Annotated in this window: 18 protein-coding genes, 1 tRNA gene and 1 pseudogene; 15 read left to right on the top strand and 5 right to left on the bottom strand. The window is 64.0% G+C overall.

Annotated elements, in window-relative coordinates:
- The first annotated feature begins 227 nt into the window (after window positions 1–227).
- The 5 genes and pseudogenes from ilvD (at window position 228) to ACQ86E_RS31690 (ending at window position 5,008) form a co-directional block, all read left to right on the top strand.
- Entirely contained in the window at window positions 228–2,078 is a 1,851-nt protein-coding gene (gene ilvD / locus ACQ86E_RS31710; RefSeq protein WP_431203297.1) for a dihydroxy-acid dehydratase, read from the top strand.
- 236 nt (window positions 2,079–2,314) lie between these two features.
- Window positions 2,315–2,637, top strand: a pseudogene (locus tag ACQ86E_RS31705) (hypothetical protein).
- Window positions 2,638–2,931: 294 nt separating this feature from the next.
- Window positions 2,932–3,021: transfer RNA gene (locus tag ACQ86E_RS31700), tRNA-Ser, on the top strand.
- A 601-nt stretch (window positions 3,022–3,622) separates the two neighbouring features.
- Window positions 3,623–4,366 (top strand): DUF7168 domain-containing protein, encoded by a 744-nt coding sequence (locus tag ACQ86E_RS31695; protein ID WP_431203296.1) that lies wholly within the window; start codon window positions 3,623–3,625, stop codon window positions 4,364–4,366.
- A gap of 216 nt (window positions 4,367–4,582) precedes the next feature.
- Complete coding sequence (locus ACQ86E_RS31690; RefSeq protein WP_431203295.1) at window positions 4,583–5,008, top strand: hypothetical protein; 426 nt, start codon at window positions 4,583–4,585, stop codon at window positions 5,006–5,008.
- On the opposite strand, the gene ACQ86E_RS31685 is transcribed toward ACQ86E_RS31690, so the two are convergent.
- Entirely contained in the window at window positions 4,981–5,988 is a 1,008-nt protein-coding gene (locus ACQ86E_RS31685) for a hypothetical protein (protein ID WP_431203294.1), read from the bottom strand. The genes ACQ86E_RS31690 and ACQ86E_RS31685 overlap by 28 nt on opposite strands.
- A 548-nt stretch (window positions 5,989–6,536) precedes the next feature.
- Between ACQ86E_RS31685 and ACQ86E_RS31680 the strand changes: the two genes are divergently transcribed.
- The 8 genes from ACQ86E_RS31680 (at window position 6,537) to ACQ86E_RS31645 (ending at window position 15,672) form a co-directional block, all read left to right on the top strand.
- Window positions 6,537–8,573, top strand: a complete 2,037-nt coding sequence (locus ACQ86E_RS31680) for a tyrosinase family protein (RefSeq protein WP_431203293.1) — start codon at window positions 6,537–6,539, stop codon at window positions 8,571–8,573.
- Window positions 8,574–8,665: 92 nt separating this feature from the next.
- Window positions 8,666–10,957, top strand: coding sequence for a LodA/GoxA family CTQ-dependent oxidase (locus tag ACQ86E_RS31675; RefSeq protein WP_431203292.1), 2,292 nt, complete (start codon window positions 8,666–8,668; stop codon window positions 10,955–10,957).
- On the top strand, window positions 10,954–11,370 hold the full coding sequence (locus ACQ86E_RS31670) for a hypothetical protein (RefSeq protein ID WP_431203291.1): 417 nt from the start codon (window positions 10,954–10,956) through the stop codon (window positions 11,368–11,370). The genes ACQ86E_RS31675 and ACQ86E_RS31670 overlap by 4 nt, the downstream gene beginning before the upstream one ends.
- Window positions 11,371–11,527: 157 nt before the next feature.
- Window positions 11,528–12,499, top strand: a complete 972-nt coding sequence (locus ACQ86E_RS31665) for an NAD(P)/FAD-dependent oxidoreductase (RefSeq protein ID WP_431203290.1) — start codon at window positions 11,528–11,530, stop codon at window positions 12,497–12,499.
- 153 nt (window positions 12,500–12,652) lie between these two features.
- Window positions 12,653–14,701, top strand: coding sequence for a multicopper oxidase family protein (locus tag ACQ86E_RS31660; RefSeq protein WP_431203289.1), 2,049 nt, complete (start codon window positions 12,653–12,655; stop codon window positions 14,699–14,701).
- Window positions 14,702–14,733: 32 nt separating this feature from the next.
- Window positions 14,734–15,141 (top strand): DJ-1/PfpI family protein, encoded by a 408-nt coding sequence (locus ACQ86E_RS31655; protein ID WP_431203288.1) that lies wholly within the window; start codon window positions 14,734–14,736, stop codon window positions 15,139–15,141.
- Window positions 15,024–15,380, top strand: a complete 357-nt coding sequence (locus tag ACQ86E_RS31650; protein ID WP_431203287.1) for a hypothetical protein — start codon at window positions 15,024–15,026, stop codon at window positions 15,378–15,380. Before ACQ86E_RS31655 ends, ACQ86E_RS31650 begins: the two co-directional genes overlap by 118 nt.
- A 91-nt stretch (window positions 15,381–15,471) precedes the next feature.
- Complete coding sequence (locus tag ACQ86E_RS31645) at window positions 15,472–15,672, top strand: hypothetical protein (protein ID WP_431203286.1); 201 nt, start codon at window positions 15,472–15,474, stop codon at window positions 15,670–15,672.
- A 43-nt stretch (window positions 15,673–15,715) separates the two neighbouring features.
- Here the strand turns inward: ACQ86E_RS31645 and ACQ86E_RS31640 are convergent, their stop codons facing one another.
- Together ACQ86E_RS31640 and ACQ86E_RS31635 are read right to left on the bottom strand one after the other, a co-directional pair.
- Complete coding sequence (locus ACQ86E_RS31640) at window positions 15,716–15,940, bottom strand: hypothetical protein (protein WP_431203285.1); 225 nt, start codon at window positions 15,938–15,940, stop codon at window positions 15,716–15,718.
- A 262-nt stretch (window positions 15,941–16,202) separates the two neighbouring features.
- On the bottom strand, window positions 16,203–16,793 hold the full coding sequence (locus tag ACQ86E_RS31635) for a TIGR00645 family protein (protein ID WP_431203284.1): 591 nt from the start codon (window positions 16,791–16,793) through the stop codon (window positions 16,203–16,205).
- A gap of 154 nt (window positions 16,794–16,947) precedes the next feature.
- Between ACQ86E_RS31635 and ACQ86E_RS31630 the strand changes: the two genes are divergently transcribed.
- Complete coding sequence (locus tag ACQ86E_RS31630) at window positions 16,948–17,241, top strand: hypothetical protein (RefSeq protein ID WP_431203283.1); 294 nt, start codon at window positions 16,948–16,950, stop codon at window positions 17,239–17,241.
- Window positions 17,242–17,275: 34 nt separating this feature from the next.
- Here the strand turns inward: ACQ86E_RS31630 and ACQ86E_RS31625 are convergent, their stop codons facing one another.
- A complete protein-coding gene (locus ACQ86E_RS31625; protein WP_431203282.1) occupies window positions 17,276–17,404 on the bottom strand; it encodes a hypothetical protein in 129 nt (42 codons plus the stop codon).
- Between the two features lie 818 nt (window positions 17,405–18,222).
- Here ACQ86E_RS31625 and ACQ86E_RS31620 point away from each other — a divergent pair.
- Entirely contained in the window at window positions 18,223–19,149 is a 927-nt protein-coding gene (locus ACQ86E_RS31620; protein ID WP_431203281.1) for a septal ring lytic transglycosylase RlpA family protein, read from the top strand.
- 44 nt (window positions 19,150–19,193) lie between these two features.
- Here the strand turns inward: ACQ86E_RS31620 and ACQ86E_RS31615 are convergent, their stop codons facing one another.
- Window positions 19,194–23,438 carry an IPT/TIG domain-containing protein gene (locus tag ACQ86E_RS31615; RefSeq protein ID WP_431203280.1) on the bottom strand — a complete coding sequence of 1,415 codons (4,245 nt, stop codon included), beginning with the start codon at window positions 23,436–23,438 and terminating at the stop codon, window positions 19,194–19,196.
- Between the last annotated feature and the right edge of the window lie 242 nt (window positions 23,439–23,680).

The raw sequence follows: 23,680 nt of genomic DNA, 5'->3' as shown, positions 1-23,680 counted from the left end.
GGAGCGCAGCGTAATCCGGGACCGGTCTCGCCGTGGGCCGCACTTGCCCCGGATTGCGCTGCGCTCCATCCGGGCTACCAGGGGCCCGCGCCGGGAGCAGGGGAGCCCTGTCCGGCTCAAGTTCCCGTTGCACCAACCCACCCCGTGCGCTATCCGGCCGGAAAGGCCTGAGGCGGCTGCCCTATTTTCCCGCCCTCGGCCGACGCAAACCGAGGACGGAAACCGCCATGCCAGCCTATCGCTCCCGCACCACGACTCACGGCCGCAACATGGCGGGCGCCCGCGGCCTCTGGCGCGCGACGGGCATGAAGGACGGCGATTTCGGCAAGCCGATCATCGCGGTCGTCAACTCCTTCACTCAGTTCGTGCCCGGCCATGTCCATCTCAAGGACCTCGGCCAGCTCGTCGCCCGTGAGATCGAGCAGGCCGGCGGCGTCGCCAAGGAGTTCAACACCATCGCGGTCGACGACGGCATCGCGATGGGCCATGACGGCATGCTCTACAGCCTGCCGTCGCGCGAGCTGATCGCCGACAGCGTCGAGTACATGGTCAACGCGCACTGCGCCGACGGCATGGTCTGCATCTCCAACTGCGACAAGATCACGCCCGGCATGCTGATGGCCGCGCTGCGCCTCAACATTCCCGCCGTGTTCGTCTCGGGCGGCCCGATGGAGGCCGGCAAGGTCAAGCTGCAGGGCAAGACCAAGGCCGTCGACCTCATCGACGCCATGGTGGCCGCTGCCGACTCCAAGGTCAGCGACGAGGACGTCAAGGTGATCGAGCGCTCGGCATGCCCGACCTGCGGGTCCTGCTCGGGCATGTTCACGGCCAATTCGATGAACTGCCTGACCGAGGCGCTTGGCCTGGCGCTGCCCGGCAACGGCACGGTGGTCGCCACCCATGCCGACCGCAAGCGCCTGTTCGTCGAGGCCGGCCACACCATCGTCGATATCGTCCGCCGCCACTACGAACAGGACGACGCCTCCGTGCTGCCGCGCAACATCGCGAACTTCACCGCGTTCGAGAACGCCATGACGCTGGACATCGCCATGGGCGGCTCGACCAATACGGTGCTGCATCTGCTCGCCGCCGCCCATGAGGGCGAAGTGAAGTTCACCATGGCGGATATCGACCGGCTGTCGCGCCGCGTGCCTGTGCTCTGCAAGGTCGCACCATCAGTTGCCGACGTGCATGTCGAGGACGTGCATCGCGCCGGCGGCATCATGGGCATTCTCGGCGAACTCGACCACGCCGGCCTGATCGACACCTCGGTCTCGACCGTGCATGCGCCGACCATGAAGGAGTCGCTGGAGCGCTGGGACATCAAGCGCTCGAAGAGCGAGTCGGTCCGCACCTTCTTCCGCGCTTCGCCCGGCGGCATCCCGACCCAGGTCGCCTTCAGCCAGGAGCGCCGTTACGACGAGCTCGATACCGATCGCGAAAAGGGCGTGGTCCGCAATCTCGAGCACGCCTTCAGCAAGGACGGTGGTCTTGCCGTGCTGTACGGCAACCTCGCGCAGGACGGCTGCATCGTGAAGACCGCCGGCGTCGACGCCTCGATCCTGACATTCTCCGGCCCGGCGCGCGTGTTCGAAAGCCAGGACGCCGCGGTGGAAGGCATTCTGGGTGGCAAGGTCGTGGCCGGCGAGGTCGTGGTCATCATCTACGAAGGCCCGCGCGGCGGCCCCGGCATGCAGGAGATGCTGTATCCGACCAGCTACCTGAAATCGATGGGCCTCGGCAAAGCCTGCGCGCTCGTCACCGACGGACGCTTCTCCGGCGGCTCGTCCGGCCTGTCGATCGGCCATCTGTCGCCGGAAGCGGCCGAAGGCGGCAACATCGGTCTGGTCCGCACCGGCGATATCATCGCCATCGACATCCCGAACCGCAGCATCACGCTCGAGGTCTCCGACGAGGAACTCGCCAGCCGCCGCGCGGTGGAAGAGGCGAAGGGCGATACCGCCTGGCAGGCGATTGGCCGCAAGCGCAACGTCTCGACCGCGCTCCAGGCCTACGCCGCACTCACCACCAGCGCCGCGCGAGGCGCGGTGCGCGAGGTGAAGCGTCGCGCGAAGTAACGGCGTCTTGCGCCTGCGCGATCGCGCACGACGCGGCCGCGCATGGTCAACAAGTTCTGAACGGCCGGCGAAAGCCGGCCGTTCGCATTAAGGATGCCCCGACGAACTTCAGCGGTCCGGGATTTTGCGGCGTATACTGCGTGCGACCTTCGCAAATCCATTTCGGGCAACTGGGGCACCACATCATGTCTCGTACTCTTGCTGTTGTTTTCTCCACCGCTGTCGCTGCGATCACGATGACGACTGCAGCGTCCGCCGGCTGCTACAATTGCTACGCGCCGCCGCCGTGCCAGACCTGCTACCAGCAGCAATACGTGCAGCCGCAATACCGCACCGTCGACGAGACCGTGATGGTGTCGCCCGGCGCCACCGTCGCGCACCGCACGCCGGCGCAGTACCGCACCGTGATGGTGCCGCAGACCGTCATGGTCGCGCCCCCGGGCGTCCAGTACGAGCGCATCCCCCGCAATACGCCACGCGCCAGCGCGTCGAGATGGTCCAGCCCGGCTATTCCTATTACGCCCCGGTCCAGATGGGCTGCGCCTCCTGCGGCTACTGAGCCGGCGCAGCGACTGAGAATTCCATGCGGCGCTCCTCACGGGGCGCCGTTTTGCTTTGGGGGCAGCAAACGAGGCCCGGAAACGGAGACGACTCCAGACCGGGCCTCGCAACCAGCGACGCCCTGGGAGATGTCGCCAGTGTCCGGTATTGCCGGGAGGCAGGCTAAGGGAACAGGCTGACGCCCGCCTGACAGATCGGGCGACCGAAGGGGGGCGAGGGCGCCAACTTCGCGTTGCCTTGCGCCACCGACTACGTTAAGCGACAGCCATTCCGGGTTTGCAGTTCCGGCTTTGGAAGGGTGGCCGAGTGGTTTAAGGCACCGGTCTTGAAAACCGGCGTGCCCGCAAGGGTACCGTGGGTTCGAATCCCACCCCTTCCGCCAGTTGTAATAGCCTCCACTCCGTGAGCCTTCGAGGAGGACCTGATTGTCCACGGCATCCAGTCGACCTTCAGGAGGGCGGCAAGGTGGTGCCGATAACAGAGACGGTATTCCTGGATATGAATGTAGAGCACGCCGGGCATGACAACATTGGCAATATCGGAGACGCCAAGCATCCAGGGCGGGTGGCGATATCCGCAGGTTCCACGGCTTGAAAGGCTTGGCTCGAACCTCCGCACATGTTTCCGCGACCGTAGGGCTAGCGCAGGATGCGCCTATCCTGGTGCTTCAACCGAAATCCTATTGTGGTTCGGCTGGTTTATCACGCTCATGACTTTCGGCTTCGGCGGCTGCGCACGCGTCCATGCCATGGCAGCTGCGGAGATAGTACCAAGTGCCAGCCACGATCGAGCAAACAACCAGCACGGAAACCAATAGGACGATCATCCACCGTCTATTCGACATTCAATGGCCTTCTGCGGTACCAGCCTTCTGCCAAACGCTGTCCGATATCCCGATCGGGAAGGCAAGGAGAGATGTGGTGCGCTTCCGCCAGTGTCTCCGATCGGGATCTATTGGTTGGGCTCTCCCGCACAGGTAATCCGTGAATCAGACATCCAATCCCCCCGCGCTCGACAAGCTCAAGCTCCGCATTCAGGCGTTGCGCGCCAAGACCATCGCCAATGGCTGCACCGAGGACGAGGCGCTGTCCGCCGCCGCCAAGGTCGCCGAGCTGCTGGATCGCCACGATCTGTCGCTCTCCGACGTCGAGCTGCGGGCCTCGCCGTGCGAACGGAGGGTCTATGAGACACATCGCAAGAAACGCATTCCCCTGGACGACTGCATCGGCGCGATCGCGCATTTCTGCGATTGTCGGGTCTGGCGCGAGAAAAACGCGGCCGGCGACAACAGCTATGTGTTCTTCGGTCTCGGCGCGGATATCGAGGTCGCGCATTATCTGGCCGAGTTGATCGACGGCGCCGTGCGCGCCGAGCTCGGCCGCTTCAAGACCTCGGTCGACTACGCCGCGTTCCGCCACCAGCAGCGGCATCTGGCCAATTCCTCCTTCGCGCTCGGGATGGTGGCGTCGATCGCGGACAGGCTGGTGGCGATCAAGGCCGGTCGCGACCGGGTCAACGAAAGCACCGGCCGCGGGCTGGTCCTCCTCAAGACCTCGGTGGTCGATGCGGAATTGGACAAGCTCGACCTCAAGCTCCGGACCGTCCGCAGCACCAGCCGGATGGTGTCGATGACGGCCTACGAAGCCGGAGGCGCCGCCGGCGCGTCGCTGGCCATCAATCCCGGTCTTGGCGGGGCGCAGTCAGGGGCCACGCGCAAGGGAAGTTGAATGCAGCGGGGGGCGACGCGGCTTCGGCCGGAGCTGAGGCATGGCGACACCATGCGGCAATCAGCTGGCCTCTTGTCCAAGCTACCCGTGCTAATAAAATGCGGTCACCGTAATTCGACTGGATCGCTCCAATGGTCCCGGCGAGCAATGCCGCCGCGAGCGGACAGCGGAGGACAATTCACCTCGAGGTTAGGGCCATGGCGGATGGATCCCGTTATGATCGCGATGGGGATTTGCAGTTGGCTGAATGCCGCGGCCTATGAGTGCCAACGCCGCCGCAAGATGGGCGGCAGTGACCGACGACGGCTGGTGTCGCCTCGTCTCTCTCAGTTGTCTTTCGGGGAAATTGAGGAGATCAGATGGGAGATGGATCCAACGTTCACAAGGCCAGACGTCGTCTCTGACCCACCTGTCGAGGACACCCCAGTGCGCGAGATTTTCGCCGTCCAAACATCGGCGTGCTTTTCAACAGTGGTTGTCGAATACTCGGTCGTCTCCGCCTTCTTCTTCGAAGTAGATTGGGTCATGGCGAGCCAAACCTTTCAGGGAATTAACCCTAAAGTTAACAGATTGTTCCGATTCACTCTAGGGCAGAAGTTGCCGGATATAGGGTACTATTCCGATTTTGCAGCAGCCGGCTGACTATTTGGTGAACGACTTGCCGACAAAAGAACGTGCAAAAGCGTAAAAATCGCGTCAGCGAAAGCCGCTCCCAACTCGGGACTATAGATTTCGTCAAAGCTATTTCGGGAGCTCCAGTCGACACAGAGGAAGCCCCAGACGAATGGGGTTTTGTCGACGCCGTTGCTCTGTTGGTTCAAAGCCGGCCAAGCCGCGCCTTCTGGGACGTACCGAATCGGCCAAACAATCGTGGACTTGTAAGGAAGCGTCCACTTTCGTACGAACGTCATGCCGAGGAAGCTGCCGGTAACCGGCTCGCCATAGGCTTCGAATGAGCTATTTCTGTATTGATTAGTTCGCCACAGCTTCACGAGGTTATTCGACACGAAGAACCGTGGGCACCCGTTCGCGCCGTACCAAATGCTCTTGTAGTCGGTATTTGCTTCGATGTTGTCCGGTGATTTGGTCGGTGCGACCGGTGGTGATTGTGTCTTTGTGACGTTGTCACGGACGACAGTCGCGACATCAAGCCCAGCTTTAATTTCTTTTATACAGCAACGCGCGCGACGAGCGCTCAGGATCGAAAAACAGGTCGCAACGGCATCCACTACGTCTTGCAGAATTGCCTGCGGATCTGTCGGCTTCCCTGCCTCGCTGGCAGCTACTTCGTCTCGAATGATGTGACTGACGTAATGAACAAAGATGGTGGCCTGGGCAAATCTGTGCCGTTTCTTTCTCGCGGTGACGTAGAGATATACAATCAGGCCAACGCAAAGAGCGGAGATCTCACCGAGGAGAATGAGCGTCTCGATATTCTCTCCGCGGCGATCGAGATGAAACACGGATATGATGAGTGCTACGATGCCACCGACTGCGCCGGCGGCAGCGAGCCAACGTTCGATATTCCATGGTTCGTACCTGGGAAGCTGGTCCCGAAATTCTTTTCTTTTCGCCACGTCAGCCCGGATGAATAAAAAAATAATGACAGGAGTGTTACGCAACCCTAGCGCGTAAGCAAGGGGCCTGCCGCGAGAATGGGTCGGTTTTAACGCAAATCATGATGGGATGTCCGTTCGCTCGATAACCCAGACGAAGCTATAGGATCGCATTCCCGGGCGAGAAATGCCCGTTCGCCCGGGCGCAGTCGGGGACCGCTCGCAAGGGTAGCTGAGCGCATCGGGCGAGGCTTGCTCGACCGGGCCACACCACCACCGGGGACACGCTCGCAACAGGCAATTTCGGAATAATAGCAGTATGCCACTGTTTTGCCCGACGTGTCAAATCGGGCTGTGCGGGACGCGCGAGGCGGGTCGGGCAAGCCCTTGATCCGCCACGCACGGGCTACTGTGCATGGGGTTGTTTTCGACATCTTGGCAGGGCGTTGGTCTGGAAACCCTTCCGCCCATCTCGGTTGTATGAAATGGATCACGCCACCTGGAAAATATAATCGCTCGCGCCCGGTGCTGGACGTGCGTGTTTAGATGACATCACCCAAAAGTTGTGGTTAGTCTCGCCCGCCTTCTTCGTCTTGCATGCCCCGGGGGCTGGAATGGACACCGAAGCACTGACCGTCGCTTATGCGCGCGTGAAGGCGATCCTGGATGAAGCCGCCGGTGGCAGCACGGCCGACTATGGTGGCGTGGGACGGTTCTGGGACAACGGCGCGCGGGCGCTGGAGGACGCCGAGATCTTCGGCGTCAAGATGGTCGCGCCAGCTCCGGAGGGCCATTCCTGCTGCGTGCCGGCCCATGCGCGCAGTGACGCATCCGGATTGATCAAGGGATTGCGCGGTGAAGCGCCGTTCGATGGCGGCCGCTTCCCGGCGCTGCCGTGGGGCGGGCACACGGTCGCGCCCGCCGACATCGACCGCATCGCCGACTGGATCGACGCCGGCTGCCCGGACGATGCGACCAGCGTCGCGGTCGAGCTTGCGCCCGGCAAGCCGGCAAGGACCACGACCGTTCGCTTAAGTGAGATCGCCGAATTTGCCGAGGCCGCCGACGGCTATTCGCCGGCCGCGGGCGTCGGCGAGCCCCGGCGGCGCATGAACATCGACTGCATGAGCGAGCCGCAGATCGAGCGTCTGCGCCGCGGCTTTCGCCAGCTCTATGCGCTCAATCGCTGGCCTGAGGATCGACGCAGCTACAACAACCAGGCGCTGATTCACCAGAACCACTGCCAGCATGGCTGGGAGCGCTTCCTGCCATGGCACCGCGCCTATCTCTACGAGTTCGAGCAGAACCTGCAGGATTTCGAACCCGGGCTGATGCTGCCGTACTGGGACTTCGCCATGCCGGAGTACCGGCCGGAGGAGCCGGACAAGGGCTGCATCATCCCGAATTCGATGAAGGCGTTCCTCACCGAGGAGGCGGCCGAGACGCTGGTGGCTGCGCTCGACCCGGCGCCGACGGCGGCGCAGAAGAAAGCGATCCTGGCGCTCGCGCGCGACCGCGTCGCCTTCACCTCGCAGCACGGCTTCTTCTGCTACCTGATCAGCACGATCGGCTATGCGGCCGTCACGCCCGATCCCGCCAATGCCAACCGGCAGCGCTTCATCGACGCACTGCTGATGTCGAACGCGCTCTGGTATCCGCTGCGCTATCCGGCCGAATATGTCGGCGGCGGCACCATCAACCAAGTCATCAACTATCATTACCCCTCGGCCGACGACATCGCGCAGATTCTCAGCCTCAACAATTTCCGCGATTTCGGCGGTGGCAGCATCTACGACGCAGCGTTCGGATTCCTCGACCAGAACCCGCACAACACCATGCACATCTGGACCGGCGGCCAGAATCCCGACGCGGGGCAGGCGGCCTATGTCTGCAAGGACGGTCCTACCGCGACGGGAACAACGCCGCAGCCCGGGCCCGCGACCGAGCATGTCCGTGCGCTCGCGAACCGCCGTAACGATGCCGCGCAGGTCGGCGGGCGCCGCTTCCATGCCCGTTCGGATCTCTATACGCAGCCGGGCCTCGGCGACATGTTCAGCAACCTGACCGCGTCGTACGATCCGGTGTTCTGGCCGATCCACGTCAACATCGACCGCATCTGGTCGGAGTGGCAGAAGCTCAATCCGAACGCGCTGCCGGCCGATCTGGATTCCGTGCTGTCGCCGTGGAACTACACCATCCGCGACACCCTCGACATCGCGCCGTTCGGCTACGAATATGTGCGCAGTTCGCATTTCATGCCGGTCGGGCTCGAGGCACCGGTCAGCCGCTTCGTGTCGCAGCCGATCACCGTGCCGCAGGCCGCGCGCAGCTTCAAACGCGCGGAGATCCGCCTGCACCAGGTGCCGCAACTGATGCGCTCCTGCTTCGTGCGCGCCTTCCTCAACGAGCCCGGCGCCGACGCTTCGACACCAATCAGGGGCAACCCGAGCTACGCCGGTTACATCTCGATCTTCGGACATGGCGCCTGCTACGGCGGTCCCGGCCATTGCGATATCCCGCCGGCCCAGCCACGACGTTTCGACCTGCGCGGACGCAGTCATAACACGCCGCGCAACCATCGGATCGACGTCACCGCCGCCGCGAAGCAGGCGCTCAAGAAGAAGGTCCCTTGCAGATCACGCTGGTGGTGATCGGCGGCGATTACCAGGAGGAGAGGGAGCTCCTGAAGCTCGAGGGCGTGTCGATCAATTTCCTGGATTGAGCAAATTCCTGGATCGGGAAGGTGGCGGGGAAGTCATGGCGACGTATCGAGATCCATCCGGGCATCGGCATCGCGCGCCTGGGCAACAGCGACACCGAATTCTACCTCGCGCCGGAGACGCCCGCGGCGATGCCGCTGGCCTGCGACAGCTTCGGCAATCCGCTGCATGGCGCCGACGGCGTCACGCCGGCCCCGGTCAAGACGTTCAAGGACGCGCAGGGGCGCGTGAAGCGTCAGGCCGCGCGATTCCAGATTTTCGTCTATGACGATGAGTCACCCCAGGGCCGGCCGCTCGCGCTCGGCGATGCCGTGGAGGGCGGCGGCAATCATGGCGTTCTGGTCGACATCCAGTGGCGCGTCTATGTCGCCAACAAAAAGGCTTCCTGGTATCCGTTCACCGAGCTGAAGGGCGAGCACGGCTACGCGCCCGGCAGCTTGCGCCGCAATGCCGACATCACCGGCCAGGACCGCGACCTCCTCATCATCGATCCCGGTCCGCGCAGCGTGAACGCAACCACCAACAGGCGCGCGCATTTCGATCGATCGGGCGGCCCCGGCAACTATGCCACCACGTTTCCGCCCAAGGGTCTGCAGCCCTTCGATATCGACACGCTGGGCGAGATGATGACCGACAACAAGGGCCGCCTGATCGTGCTCGGCGGCCACGGCAATTCGGGCATGGACGTCGGCGGTAGCTTCGGTCCGAAGATCGAAGACTACGCCAACACCGACGGGTGGTACGACGACATCTCCGACGGTCCGGTGATGGCGCGGCTGATCATGTATTCGAAGCAGGTCGGCCAGACCCGCTACGTCGACGTCGAGTTTCCGGCGTGGGTCGTGGTCGGCTACCCGCGCTTCGTACCTGAGATCCTCGACATGATCACGATGGACGAGGTGCTGTTCGATCTCTATGTGCGCGAGTTCGCCACCGACACCGAAATCTACGGCACCCTCGGCACCTACGACAATCCGCAGCAGATCCCGTTTCGCGACGAGGCGGCACTGCGCCACTGGCAGGCGGGTCGCCTCGCATGGAATCGCAACTACCGCCCGTGGTTCTATCGCGATATCTGGCCGATCCTGTTCCGGCCCGACGAATTTCGATATCTGAGCGACATCCTTCAGCAATCGAACTATCCGCATGACCAGGCGCAGCGCGGCACCTTCGACCCCGACAAGCTCTCGCAGACACCAAAGCGGGCGGCCCGGCCGATGGAGGCTGAAACGCCTTCAGAAGCGCCGCTGCGCGATGCCAGCCAGGGCGAGGCGGTGATGGCCGTGGCGGCGGTTGCCGGTCCGGCGCACCACGCCAAGGCTGACGACCCCTACGGACCAATGCGGCGCTTCCTGTTCGACTTGCTGCGCCGCGCCGGCGAAGCGAACTCCTTCCAGGTGCAGGACCGGGCGTCGTCGCGCGTCCATTCGCTGCCGCTGATGCCGCTGCTCTGCGGCGACAATCCGCTGACCAACGAAACTCCGTCGAAGTTTCTTCATCTCACCGAATACCAGCTTTTCATCCTCGGCCAATGGGCGCGCGGCTGGTTCATCAACGAGAAGGAGGAGGGCTGGTTGCCCAAGGGCTATTCACCCTTCGAGCCTTACCCAAAGACGCCGCCGAAGACTGGCCGTGAACTCGACCGCGGCGTGCTCAGCAACGTGCTCGGCGGCGCCTTCTGCCCGGGCGGCGAGCTCGGCTGGGTGATGCGCAACCCCTCGATCTACTGGGCGCCTTACCGCATCAACGCCGATCGCAGCGTCTCCGACTTTCTCCAGAGCGCAGCCCAGGCCAACCAGGACCAAGGCAGCGTGATCGCCGACCCGACCTTCAGCGTGGAGTCGCCGCTTGCCCAAGACAACGATTTTGAAACCGGTCTTCAGCCGGGCGACCTCACGAAATACATGGGCCTGCCATGGCAGTCCGATTTCAACGAATGCACCACGCAGCCGATCAACATCACCTACGCCGACTGGAATAATCTCTGGCCAGCCAGCGACAACGACGATCGCTTGCAGCGCGACGAGAAGACATGGACCACGCTCTGGTGGCCGGCGCATCGGCCTCTGCAGTCGTTCGAGATTGCGTCCATCCAAAACGGCCGGCCCGCTTATGTCTGGACCACCTGGAGCCGCGGTGTTCCGCAGACGCCGGTCGGCGATCTCAAGATGGTGACCGAGTGGTGCAAGCTCGGTTTCATCGTGCGCAACCCGTACGAGCCGGCCGTCCAGCCCGCCGACAATTACAGAGCCAAGTACATCAGCGTCGAGCGAACAGCGGGATCGAAGCCCGGTCCCAAAAGCGAGGCATCATGAGCGACAATCCGTTCGTCGGACATTGGACCTACCGCAGCCTGCTCAACGATCCCGACGTCAACACGGCCTTCAATAATCTCGAGTTCGGCCGCGGCACGATCGAGATCGTGGACGGGCCGATGCAACTGCTGACCGGCACGATCGGTGGCCCCGGCTGGTCGCTCGCACTGAAGGGATCGCGCGCCTACGGCTCGCCGATGCAGGCGCGCTTCCAGGGTACCGGCGTCGTCGGCGGCGAGGAATGGATCTACGATTATTGGGGCTCTCTGGTGCCGGCCTGGCCCAATGGCGTCGACCAGCGCCCTTCCATCGTCGGCTCGGTGATCCGGACCATCCCGCACAGCGGCGGCTCGCCGGGCACCGTGGCGCCGGCCGGCGTGGTCGCCTCGTTCTACGCTGTCCGGGCCGACTGACCTTGGCCGCGTTCGACATCATCATTGCGGGCGCAGGGCCTGCTGGCGCGGCCGCATCCCGTGCGGTCGCAATGTGCGCGCCGGAGCTTCGGGTGGCCGTGATCGCGCCGGACCAGCGGCGCGGGCGGGGCCAAGAACGGGGAGAGGACGAGGCGAGGTGCTGTCGCCGCTGGTTCAGCCGATGCTGCGCCAGCTCGGTCTATGGCCGGCCTTTCTGGCGCAGGAGTTTGCGCCATCACATCGCACGCTGAAGTCATGGGACGAGGCCGGCCTGAAGTCGAGCGAATTGTTGCTCGAGGCGCGCGGCCCGTCGTGGCGCGTTGACCGCGCCGGGTTCGACGACTGGATCGCAGCGCAGGGCTGCCGTGCCGCCGCGCGCGTCGACGCCAAGGTCGCTCATCTCCAGCGCGAGGCGGATGGCTGGTCCGTCGCTTGCGACGACGGCGATAGCCATTCGGCCCGGCTCATCGTCGATGCGACCGGCCGCACCCGTGCGCTCGCCCATCGCCAGGGTCTGCGGGCGAAAGCGCAGGACCGTCTCATCGCAGCCTACGCCGAGGCGACGATGTCGGGGCAGGCTGAGCCGGAATTGCTCGTCGAGGCTTTCGAGGATGGCTGGTGGTACACGCTGGCGCTGGACGGGGGCAGGCGCGTGTTCGCCTGCATGACGGACGCCGATCTTGCTCGTGGCCTCAGGCTGAGCACGCCGGACGGCTGGCGCGCGGCGCTCGCCAGGACGCAATTCGTCTCGGCGCTCGCGAGCAAGATCTTTCAACTCGACGAGCCGCGCTTGGTCCCGGCGGGCAGTCGATGTGCCGCAACGGCGGCCGGATTCCGTTTCCTCTGCGCCGGCGATGCCGCAAGCGCTTTCGATCCGATCTCCGGCCACGGCGTGGTCAAGGCGATGCGCTCGGGCATGTTCGCCGCCTATGCGGCGTCCGATCACCTTGTCCGCGGTGATGTCGCTGCCCTCGATCGTTACGGCGCATGGGTCGCGCGCGAGGCCGCAGTCTATGCGACGACGTTGAGTGAGCACTACGGAAGCGTATCGCGCTGGGCCGCGCGGCCGTTCTGGCAGCGCCGGCGCGTATCTTCGAGCAATTCCTTGAACGGTCTTTCGGAACAATAGGGCGGACAAAATGATGAAGAGCTTCCCGCGAATTGGTCTTGTCATTGCCGCGCTCGGATCGAGCATTGCGGCATTTGCGGCACCGGTCCCCGTGCCTTCGAACCGCCGCCGACGCTGCCCGGACAGGGCAATGTCGTGCAACTGGAGGCCGCAGTGGCGCCTATCGTCGGCGGTTGCCGGCCGCAAGGGTCGATCTCGCGCAGCGGCTCGATCGTGTCGGTGGTGCTCAACTTCGTGCGCGCTCGCTTCTTCATCAACAATCCCGATCCGACGGATCCGCACCCGGACGGTCTCGACCCGGTCGAGCTGCGCTCCTATGGCGGCTGCAAGTCGGGCCCCGCGATCTTCGTCAAGCCGGGCGATACGCTGCGCGTCGACCTGATCAATCAGCTTGCGAAGGACGATCCGAGCTGTCTGCCGAATCCTCCCGCCGGGCTGGGCTTGCCGTCCCTGGTCGGCTGCTTCAACACCACCAATCTGCATACACACGGCCTGCACGTCTCGCCCGCCGGAAACAGCGACAACGTGCTCCTCAACATCGCGCCGCAGACCAAGTTTCCGTACGAGATCAACATCCCGAACGACCATCCCGCAGGGACGTTCTGGTATCACGCGCACCGCCATGGCTCGACGGCGGTGCAGGTGGCTAGCGGTGCGTCAGGCGTCCTCGTCGTCAAGGGCGAACGTCCCTATGCGCCGCCGTCGCCGCAGAATCCGCGGCCCATCGCCGATATCGACACGGTGCTGCACGACGACAACGGGACGCCGCTGAAGGAGCAGTTGTTCCTGTTCCAGCAGATTGCCTATGCCTGCTTCGCCAACCAGCCCAACCAGGCAGGTGGCCCATGGCAGCAGATCTACACCACGCAAGGGCTCTACAACGTCAACAGCCCGGCAAATATCGCCAACGCGCCATGGACGTGCCCGCTCGCGACACCAGGCAATCCCGTCAGCCCCGGCGTCGTCGAGAACTTCGGCCTGCAACTGGATTCCTCGACGATCTGGGACACCAATGGCCGCTTCACCAGCGTCAATGGCATCGTGCAACCCACGCTCACCGTGCCGGCCGGCGAGATTCAGCGCTGGCGCTTCGTTCATGCCGGCATTCACGATACGATCAACGTCCAGCTCGTGCGCGCAACAGCCGTCGGCGCAACGAACCTGATCACGACTTCGGCGCTGAGCGGCAACCGCCAGCAGCAGAAGGCCGATCTCCTGGCCGCCTGCAACGCATCGGCCTCGACGCTCATCCCGCAGTTCGAAATCGCAACAGACGGTCTGACCCGGGTCAAGATGCGCACCGTGCACGCCTCGCAAGTCGGCGGCGTTCTGGAATCGAACTACATGCAGCCGGGCTATCGCAGCGACGTCCTCGTCGTCTTCCCCTCGGACGGCGACTATTGCCTGCTCAACCAGGCGGCGCCGCCGGCCGAGCGCGTGTCCAACGGCAACGGCGGCGGGCAGGGGCCGTCGACGCCGCAGTTGCTGGCCTACATCCATGTCCGTGGCGGACAGCCCGTGACCGGCGACCTCCAGGCCTATGTCGGCAAGGCACTATACGATGCCAATCCCACGCTGCCGGACCCCGTCCGCACCGGATTGCGTGACGGCGATCTGCGGCCGTGGGCACCGTTCGAGAACCTTGCTCCGCCCGCAGCCGGCAGCCAGGAGCAGCAGGCTGCTTTCGCGATCAATTTCCCGGCCTTCACGGTCAACAACAAGTCCTACGATCCCGACGTGGTGAACTTCACGCGCGAGGTCAACACCACGGATGACTGGCTGCTCAGCGCGCAGGGGGAGCCGCACATCTTCCACATCCACGTCAATCCGTTCCAGGTGATCGACGTCGTCACGACCAATGCAAACGGTCAGCAGATATCGATCTACAACCCCGACGGCAGTTGCAAAACGGACATCGTGTATGCCGACAAGCAGCAGCTGGCCAACCAGTATTGCGGCATGTGGCACACATTCCGCGACACGATCATCGTCGAGAACAACTACCAGATCCGCGTCAGGACGCGGTACGACCGCTACATCGGCGAGTACGTCCTGCATTGCCACATCCTGGACCACGAGGACGCCGGCATGATGGCGAACATCGAGATCGTGCCCGACCTCAACGCCCCGGGCGGCGGCCTCGGGATGGCGGGGATGCGTCACGCCAAACCGGCAGGGATGCCGGGAGGCCATCGACATTGAGTGCTGCTGCCCGCCAGGGAGGATCGAGCGCGATGAAGATCGGCATCCCCGTCTACGAGGGCGTCGACATGCTCGACGTCGCCGGCCCCTTTGAGATGTTCGACTGGGCCGAATTCGATGTCGAGCTGGTCGCGGCCGAGCCGGGATTGAAACGGTTTCGTGGGGGATTTCGGTTTGAGGTCACGAAATCCTTCGCGGAATGTGACCAGTACGACGCTGTCTGGGTTCCTGGTGGAGATCCCCCGCGCTTGCCGGGATCATCAACGATCCTCACCGGACCTACTTCAATTTTCTGTCCCGGCAGGCCACCGGCGCGAAGTATATGTGCTCGGTCTGCGAAGGAGCGATGCTGCTGGCGGCGTCAGGTCTTCTCGACGGCCACTTTGCGACGACGCACTGGGCCTTCCTCGGGTGCTTTCCGTCGATCGCGCCGAAGGTGAAGGTTGCCGAAGGCCACCCGCGTTTCGTGCTGGATCGGAACCGTCTGACCGGAGGCGGCATTTCGGCAGGTCTCGACGAGGCGCTGATGTTGATCACGCTGCTCGGCGGCACCGAGTTGGCACGTGAGGTTCAGCAAAACACCCAATATTATCCGGACCCACCGGTTCACAGCGCGATCCCGCCAACCCCAAAGCAATGTCCCATCCCTGGCGTAAAGCCATCGGGGGTAAAGCAATAGGGCAGCATCCAAGGCCGGTTCAGCCTCGGAAGGCCGGGTTCCGTCAGGACGGCCGTCGGGAACTTTCGCTCATGGTCCGCGTTACCTTGGCATGGCTGAAGATCTTTCCTTTCGACGCAAACCCCTGACCCCCGAACAGCGCCAGGCGCGCGATGCGGTACGCCGCGTCGAGGCTGAAAAGGCCATGCGCGACCATGAGCAGGCGCAAAAGGCGTTCTACGCCAACAAGGAGCGATTGAGGCAAGAGCGGCTCGCGCGGGAAGCACGAGAAGCTGCGGCACTGAAGACCTGACCGAACGCGGTCGTCTCAACGTACGTCGATCCTCTGGACCAGCCTAGAGCCGGTTCGGCGCACGCGTTGCGCTAAGGGCGAGCTTGAGTGCCTGGACCGCCCCCGCGAACGCGCCACGGGGGCATTGTGCCTCGATCGCTTCGGCTGCGATCCGGCAATCGTCGGCGACCTTGAGCAATCCGCTTCGCGCGAGATCAAGGGTGGAGAGGGCGGCCTGCTCCAGGCAGACCCGTTGGAGTCGTCGAAACTCCCGCAACTCTTTGTTCATGCGTCAGCTCTCGATGTCCCAGTGCCATGCGGCGCCGAGTCTGCTTAACGATTGGTAAACATCCCAGCCTAGCTGACCAGGCTGGCGCGAAGCTGGTGCGGCGCCCGCGCCCGGGCCGCCTGCATGGGCGGGCTTGACGGCGGTGTCAGACGATCTCGCCGGCAAGGGCGTGACGCGTGAGCAGATTGCCCAGAAGCTCCAGGAGTGCTTGCACCAGGTCATGCATCAGGTTGAAGCGGACAATAGGCCGGCCCCTTGCGCGTCACTCGCCGTGCTTGCGCATGCCGGAATCGCTGAGCTTGTCGACGTAGGCGATGCCCAGCGCCGAGACGATGAAGGTGATGTGGATCAGGACCTGCCACATCACGCCGCTCTCGGTGAAGCTGGCGCGGTCCGAGCCGAGATTGCCGGCTTCGATGAAGGTGCGCAAAAGCGCGATTGAAGAGATGCCGATGATGGCCATGGCGAGCTTGATCTTCAGGACGCTCGCATTGACGTGACCGAGCCATTCAGGCTCGTCGGGATGCCCTTGCAGGTCGAGCCGCGAAACGAACGTCTCGTAGCCGCCGACGATGACCATCACGAGCAGATTGGAAATCATCACGACGTCGATCAGCGCCAGCACGCTCATCATGATCTGATGTTCGGTGAGGTCCATCGCATGCCAGGAGAGATGCCAGAGCTCCTTGAGGAACAGTACGATGTAGACGCATTGGGCCACGATCAGCCCGAGATAGAGCGGCAGTTGCAGCCAGCGGGAGCCGAAGATGACCATCGGCAGCACGCCCAGGCGCGGCGAGGCCGGGCCGGGTCCGGTCTCGGGCTTGGTTCTGGGCTCAGGCTCAACCGACATTCAGGCAGCATCCTCGCAGCGAGATGATCTTGGTTTCATCTAACCCGGCAAGATGGCCGGTGGAAGACGCGAGGCGCAGGTGCGGCCTTTCACGGCGCGGTGGCGTGTCGTGTTATCGTGCCAGTCGGTTGTCGCGGGATGGGGAGGTAAGGGGATGTCTTGGACTGGGTTCGCCAGGAGGTCCGGCGCGATCGCCGTGGCTGTCGCTTTCCTGATTGGCGCAGGCGGAGATACAGAGGCCTTGGCAACGCCGCTGACGCCGTTTCGCGACGAGGCGCAGGCGCAACGTCATTGCCCGCAGGATCAGGTGGTCTGGCTCGACTTCAGGAAAGGCGTTTACTACGGCAGGAAGCAGAAGCGATACGGACAGGGATTCGACGGCAGCTTCGTTTGCCTGAGCGAGGCCCGCGACAGCTTCTATCGCCGCTCGGTGTTGGGTCTGCGCTGAACGGAGCGATCGAACGCCGGCGACATGACGGCTGCTATTTCCGGTCCGGCAGCTTCGCCGCCACGTGCGGGGAGGTGCTGATCACGCGCGGGCTTCCATCGGCATGGGTGCGGTCGCCGCGGATCAGAGTTTCCAGAACCAGAAAAAATTTCTCGGCAAGCATCTGCGTCACCCTCGTCGGTGAAGGCCTCTTGAAATGAGTCGAGGCGTCGAACGCAGAAATTCAATCAACTAAACGGGAGCAAGGCAACAGCGGACCATGGCGCATGCTGCGTCGCGGTGTAGCTCTGGTTGCAGCAGGGAAAGCTGTGATGGTGCTCAGCCGAAAGCCAGGGCCACAAGGCTCGAGCAGAGCAGGACCAAACCGCTGGCCGTCAATGCCAGGAAGCCTTCGGATACGAGGTCATGGTTGCCGCGCATGGGACACCTATTGGGACACCTGCCGCTCTCGTCTTCGATGCTGGTCCGGATTGCTTAAAATTGTCCGAACCTGCCGTCTTGAAAGAGGTGATGCTTGCCGTCCGCGCGAAAGCCCTCAGGCCCTCGTGCGGTAACCTTCAAACGCATGGGCCAGGAAAATCCCCGCGCTTACCAGACCCATCAGTGCCGAAACCGTCTCGATCATCGTTAAATTCCAAATTCCGCCCTTGCCTGCGAGAGAACGCGGGCGGCCTTGCACAGTCAAAAGAATTCCAGGGAAGTCCGCGACAATGGGGGTGGAGTGAGGATTTGGCGCAACAGAATGTCCAGGAGTGGGACATGGCGGAGGCGTGCGCTCCGTAGATCAACGGGGTGGGACGAACGTCCCGTTTACCATCCCGGAGGGATCGCCCGGGGCTCCCCATTTCCGCCGTGTTCGGGTTGCGTTATCCTTACTGCTTCCGACGCGGTGGTGGGCCGCCCGGAGCTAAGGGACCGGACAGTGCTTCCCCGTAGCCGAGCGGGCTGGGGACATCTTCGGTAAAGTGGTATTTGGGGTACATGGGGATCCGACGGTCAGATTCGGTTTTGCGGGTCGCGCGCGGCGTCGCGGCGGTCGCAACCTGCCTCGCGCTCGCCAATTGCGCTTCCTCCAACAAGTTCGCCGGCCGGGTCGATCCGAAATACGGCGTGTCCTCAAGTCCCCGCGTCGTGGCTTTTGGCGATCCCGTTCCGAAGGGCGGCGGGACCTACCGCATCGGCAAACCCTATGTGGTGGCGGGCCGGACCTACGTGCCCGAGGAGGACGTCAACTATCGCGCCGAGGGCATGGCGTCCTGGTACGGCGATGATTTCCACGGCCGCCTGACCGCCAATGGCGAAGTGTTCGATATGACCTCGCTGACGGCGGCGCATCCGACCCTGCCGATGCCGTCCTATGCGCGAGTGACCAACATCTCGAACGGCAAGTCCCTGATCGTCCGCGTCAATGACCGCGGCCCCTATCACGGCAACCGGCTCATCGACGTCTCGAACAAGGCCGCCGAACTCCTTGAATTCAAAGGCAATGGTGTGGCGAAGGTCCGGGTCGAATATGTCGGCCGGGCGCCGCTCGAAGGCTCCGACGACCGTCAGTTGATGGCAACCTTGCGCACCGGCGTTCCGGCGCCGACGCCCTCGATGGTGCGGGTGGCATCGGCCAGGCCGTTCGTGCCGGAGCTTGGCTCCTCGGGTCGGGGAGCGATCCGCGGCGACGTTCCGATGCCGGAGGGGCGGCCTTACAATCTCGGCAGCACCTCGGCCGATGTCGCCTCCATCAATGCGACCTCCGAGATGTCGGCGTCCAGTCGCAGCCGGGGCCGGGCGCTCCAGAATGCCCGCGCGGTGTCCTACGACCAGGATGGCGGCTACGCGCCCGAGCGCGCTCCGTCGTCGGCCGACGGCGCTGCCGAGGCTCGCAGCATCCTGAGCGGCCGCGGACTGTACTAAGCGCGGATCATTCGACCAGCGGCGGCCCGTAACAGCAGCACCGCTCAGAACGGAATTCGCGCGCGTCCCGTGAACGTCCAGATCTGCGTGTTGCCGCCGATGCCGCCGAGCTCGGCGCCGAAGCCGACCGTAGCCCCGCCGGCAAGCCTTGCGCCAATGCCGCCCGTTGCTCGTGCCGACCAGCCCTGGAGCAGCGGTGTCGAGGCCAGCGGGATCCCGCCGGCGGCAACGATTGCGGCCGCATCGTCCTTGGTGAAATAGTAGTCGGCATAGACACCGGCATAGGGCGCCAGCAGCACGCTATCCAGCCATGGTATGGGGTAGGACACCCTGTTGCCGGTAGACGCGCGGCCGCTGGAGAAAGTGCGGGCCGCCTGCTGTGTGCCGAGCGAATCGACATAGGCATTTTCCCGCTCCCAAAGCGCGTACACCTTGGCGGACGGCTCGATATTGAAATTGGCCCAGCTATAGGTGCCGGTGAAGCCGGTCGCTAACATCCAGCGGTTGCCGTTGAAATTGCCCTGGGCCGTTCCAGCTACGCCGTCATAGCCGATGCCCGAATAGGTCACAGCGGCGTCGTAGCGCAGCGTCGGGATGATCTTCCAGCCGAGATAGGCACCGACCGTCCAGCCGTCGCCCTTCAGCTTTCCGTTGATGTCGGTCTGGGTGTAGCTGAAATTCTCATAACCGCCGACGACGCCGACCAGCAGGTTGGGCCTCGCCCGGTAAGTCAGGCCCGACAGCACGTTGATCTGCTGGCCGTAGAGCGTGGCCTGGGTTGCCCCCTGACCGATATTGCCGGACGAGCCCCAGCGGTCGAGGCCGGTGCCGCGCACGTCGATCCAGAACAGCCAGTCCTTCTGCTGCTTGAAGCGCGCAGCCGGTGCCTTGGTCGGCGCGGCCCGATCGATTGCGGCAAAGGCGTCGTCGATCCGCGATGAACCGCGCGTACCGCGACCGCCCGTGCCGGAGCTTGCGTTGCCGGCATAGGCATTGGCGCTCTGGGACATGGACTGAGGCTTGCGGTCCTCCTCGTCACCGTCGGGCTCGGCCGCGAAGTTGACGCGCACCCCGCCGGCGCCCGGCATGATGTATTGCCCGCCACTGCCGAACCCCTCCGAGATCGCGGTGTCGATCGCGCCGGAGATCGCCTGTCCCGAGTTCTGCGCCACGATCTTGGTGACGTTGAGCTGGAGGGCGCGCAGCTTGGCGCTGTCGGCGGGGATGTCGACCGACTGGTTCAGGGCCGGCGAGGTCGAGGCGTTGAAGGCCACGCTGCCGTTGTAAGTTGCGGTGATCGTGTGATTGCCGACGGCGAGCGTCGTCGTCGCGAAGGTGGCGACGCCGGCCGCCAGGGTCGAGGTGCCGATCGGCGAGCCGCCGTCATTGAAGATCACCGTGCCCGCCGGCGTTCCACCCAGGCTGCCCACCGTGGCCGTGAACGTGACCGATTGGCCGAAGGTGCTCGGGTTTTGCGACGAGGCGAGTGCCGTCGTCGTCGTCGCGGACAGATAGTTGAACCTGTCCGCGGCCGACGTGGGCGATGTCCCGCCGACCGTCGTCACGGTGACATCGATCGTGCCGGCGCCCGCCGGCGAGGTGGCAGTGATAGACGTTGCCGAATTCACCGTGAAGCTGGTCGCATTGTTGGCACCGAATTTCACCGCGGTGGCGCCGGTGAAGCCGGCACCGGTGATGGTAACCAGCGTACCTCCAACCGCAGGCCCGGAGGTCGGCGCGATCGATGTGACGGTCGGTGCCGCTGTGAAGCTGAATTGATCCGATGCCGATGTTGCGGACGTTCCGCCTGGTGTCGTTACGGTTACATCGACAGTGCCGACACCGGCTGGCGACACTGCCGTGATCGAGGTTGCCGAATTGACGGTGAAGCTCGCGGCATTGGCTGCGCCGAACTTCACCGTGGTCGCCCCGGACAACGCAGAACCGGTGATCGTGACCGAGGTGCCGCCTGCGGCCGGCCCAGCGTTCGGCGAGACCGACGTGACCGCCGGCGATGCGGCGTAGCTGAATTGGTCGGCGGCGGAGGTGGCCGAGGTTCCGCCGAGCGTCGTGACCGTGATATCAACCGTGCCAGTCCCGGCGGGGGACGTCGCGGTGATCGAAGTTGCCGAGTTGACGGTGAAGCCGGTTGCGTTGGTTGTGCCGAACTTCACGGCTGAAGCGCCAGTGAAATTGGTGCCTGTGACCGTGACCGATGTTCCGCCGGCAAGCGGACCGCCCGGCGGCGAAACCGAAGTCACCGTCGGCGTGCCGAAATAGGTGAACTGGTCGGCCGCTGAGGTCGCGGATGTGCCGCCCGACGTCGTCACCCTGACGTCCACGACACCCGTCCCGGCGGGCGATGTCGCGGTGATCTGGGTCGCTGAATTGACGGTGAAGCCGGTTGCCGCCGTTGCGCCGAACGTGACTGCCGTCGCGCCGGAGAGGTTCGTGCCGGTGATGATCACGGTCGTGCCGCCGGCCGTCGGACCTGCGGTCGGCGAGATCGAGGTGACGGTGGGGGCGGGGAAATAGGTGAACTGGTCTGCGGCAGACGTTGCCGACGTCCCGCCAGTTGTCGTGACCCTGACGTCGACCGTGCCGGTGCCGGCCGGCGATGTGGCTGTGATCTGGGTGGCCGAATCGACGGTGAAGCCGGTTGCCGGCGTTGCCCCGAACGTCACGGCCGTCGCGTTCAGCAGATTGGTGCCGGTGATCGTGACGCTGGCGCCACCCGCTCCCAGACCCGATGTTGGCGAGATCGAGGTGACGGTCGGTGCGGGCACATAAGTGAACTGATCGGCGGCCGAAGCCGCCGATGCGCCGCCCGCGGTTGTTACCGTAATGTCGACCGTGCCGGTGCCGGCCGGCGATGTGGCCGTGATCTGGGTGGCCGAATTGACGGTGAAGCCGGTTGCTGCCGTTGCTCCGAAGGTAACAGCCGTCGCGCCGGAAAGGTTCGTGCCGGTGATGACCACGGTCGTGCCGCCCGTCTGCGGACCGGCTGTCGGCGAAATCGAGGTGACGGCCGGTGCCGCGGCATAGGTGAACTGGTCCGCAGCCGAGGTGGCTGACGTTCCGCCTGAAGTCGTAACCCTGACATCGACCGTGCCGGCTGCGCCGGCCGGCGACGTCGCCGTGATCGATGTGGCGGAATTGAACGTGAAGCTCGCCGCCGTCGCGCCGAACGTCACGGCCGTGACGCCGGTGAAATTGGTGCCGGTGATGGTCACCGACGTGCCACCGGCCGTCGGACCTGCGGTCGGAGAGACCGAGGTGACGGTCGGGACGGGGATGTAGGTGAACTGGTCCGCGGCAGACGTTGCTGACGTGCCGCCAGCTGTCGTGACCCTGACGTCGACCGTGCCGGTGCCGGCCGGCGATGTGGCTGTGATCTGCGTTGCAGAATCGACGGTGAAGCCGGTCGCCGCCGTTGCCCCGAACGTCACGGCCGTCGCGTTCAGCAGATTGGTGCCGGTGATCGTGACGGTGGTGCCGCCTGCAGCCGGACCCGATGTCGGAGAAATCGAGCCGACCGTCGGTGCGGGAATGTAAGTAAACTGGTCGGCTGCCGAAGTCGCAGACGTCCCGCCGGCGGTCGTGACGGTGACATCGACCGTGCCGGTGCCGGCAGGCGACGTGGCGGTAATCTGGGTATTCGAATTGACCGTGTAGTTCGTTGCATTCGTAGCGCCGAATTTGACGCCGGCCGCGCCGGTGGTCGTGCTGAGGTTCGTACCGGTGATGATGACGGTGGTGGCGCCCGTCTCTGGCCCTGCGGTCGGCGATATAGAAGTGACGGTCGGCGGCACGGGCAGGTTGACCGTGATCGTGAACGACGTGTCTGTGAGATGAACACCGGAAGTACAGGGCGCGCTCTGCGAGCAGGAGCTGGTGTACCAGAGGGTGATCGTGTCGGAGCCGGATCCGGAAAGCGAGTTGATCTGGATAGCGTATTCATCCGTGTGCACGTTGTTGGACCCGTTGTTGACGGGAGCCAGTGTGTAAGTGGCCTTTGCCGACGTGTAGCTCAGGTTCGTAAGCGTCAAACCTCCTGCAGTCATCGGATAGTTGTTGAAGGCATCGATGTTCGGATTGCTGCCGTTCGAGGATCCGAAGAGACCCCATCGCACATTATCGTCGCTCACGCAGAGGCCGACCGCGTTGCCTGCGCCGGTGCCGGTTAGCGTGATGGTGGTGCTGGCAGGTGAACTGCTCGAAAAATTACAGGCGGCCTGCGCAGCCGTCGACCCAATGACGAGAGCGGCAACCAGCCAAATGACTTGCAAGGCACCCCGTGTAAACGCACGGGACGCAGCAAAACGCCGGACAGCATTTATCGCGGCAAAATATGCCACAGATCCTCCCCGCAACCGACGCGCTGCGGGGCGCCGTTGCCGCCTATCCCTGTCTCAAATGCTGCATAATGGTTGTTGCCGTCATGGTTGTTGTTTTGCAGTGTCGTCAATTAAGCCGCGTGCAGGTCACGGGACAAGGCGCAGACGGATTAAACCTATCGTTGCGTCGGGTT

The sequence above is a fragment of the Bradyrhizobium betae genome (assembly GCF_050632175.1).
GTDB lineage: Bacteria > Pseudomonadota > Alphaproteobacteria > Rhizobiales > Xanthobacteraceae > Bradyrhizobium > Bradyrhizobium betae_B.
This window is presented reverse-complemented; position numbering and strand designations above follow the sequence as displayed.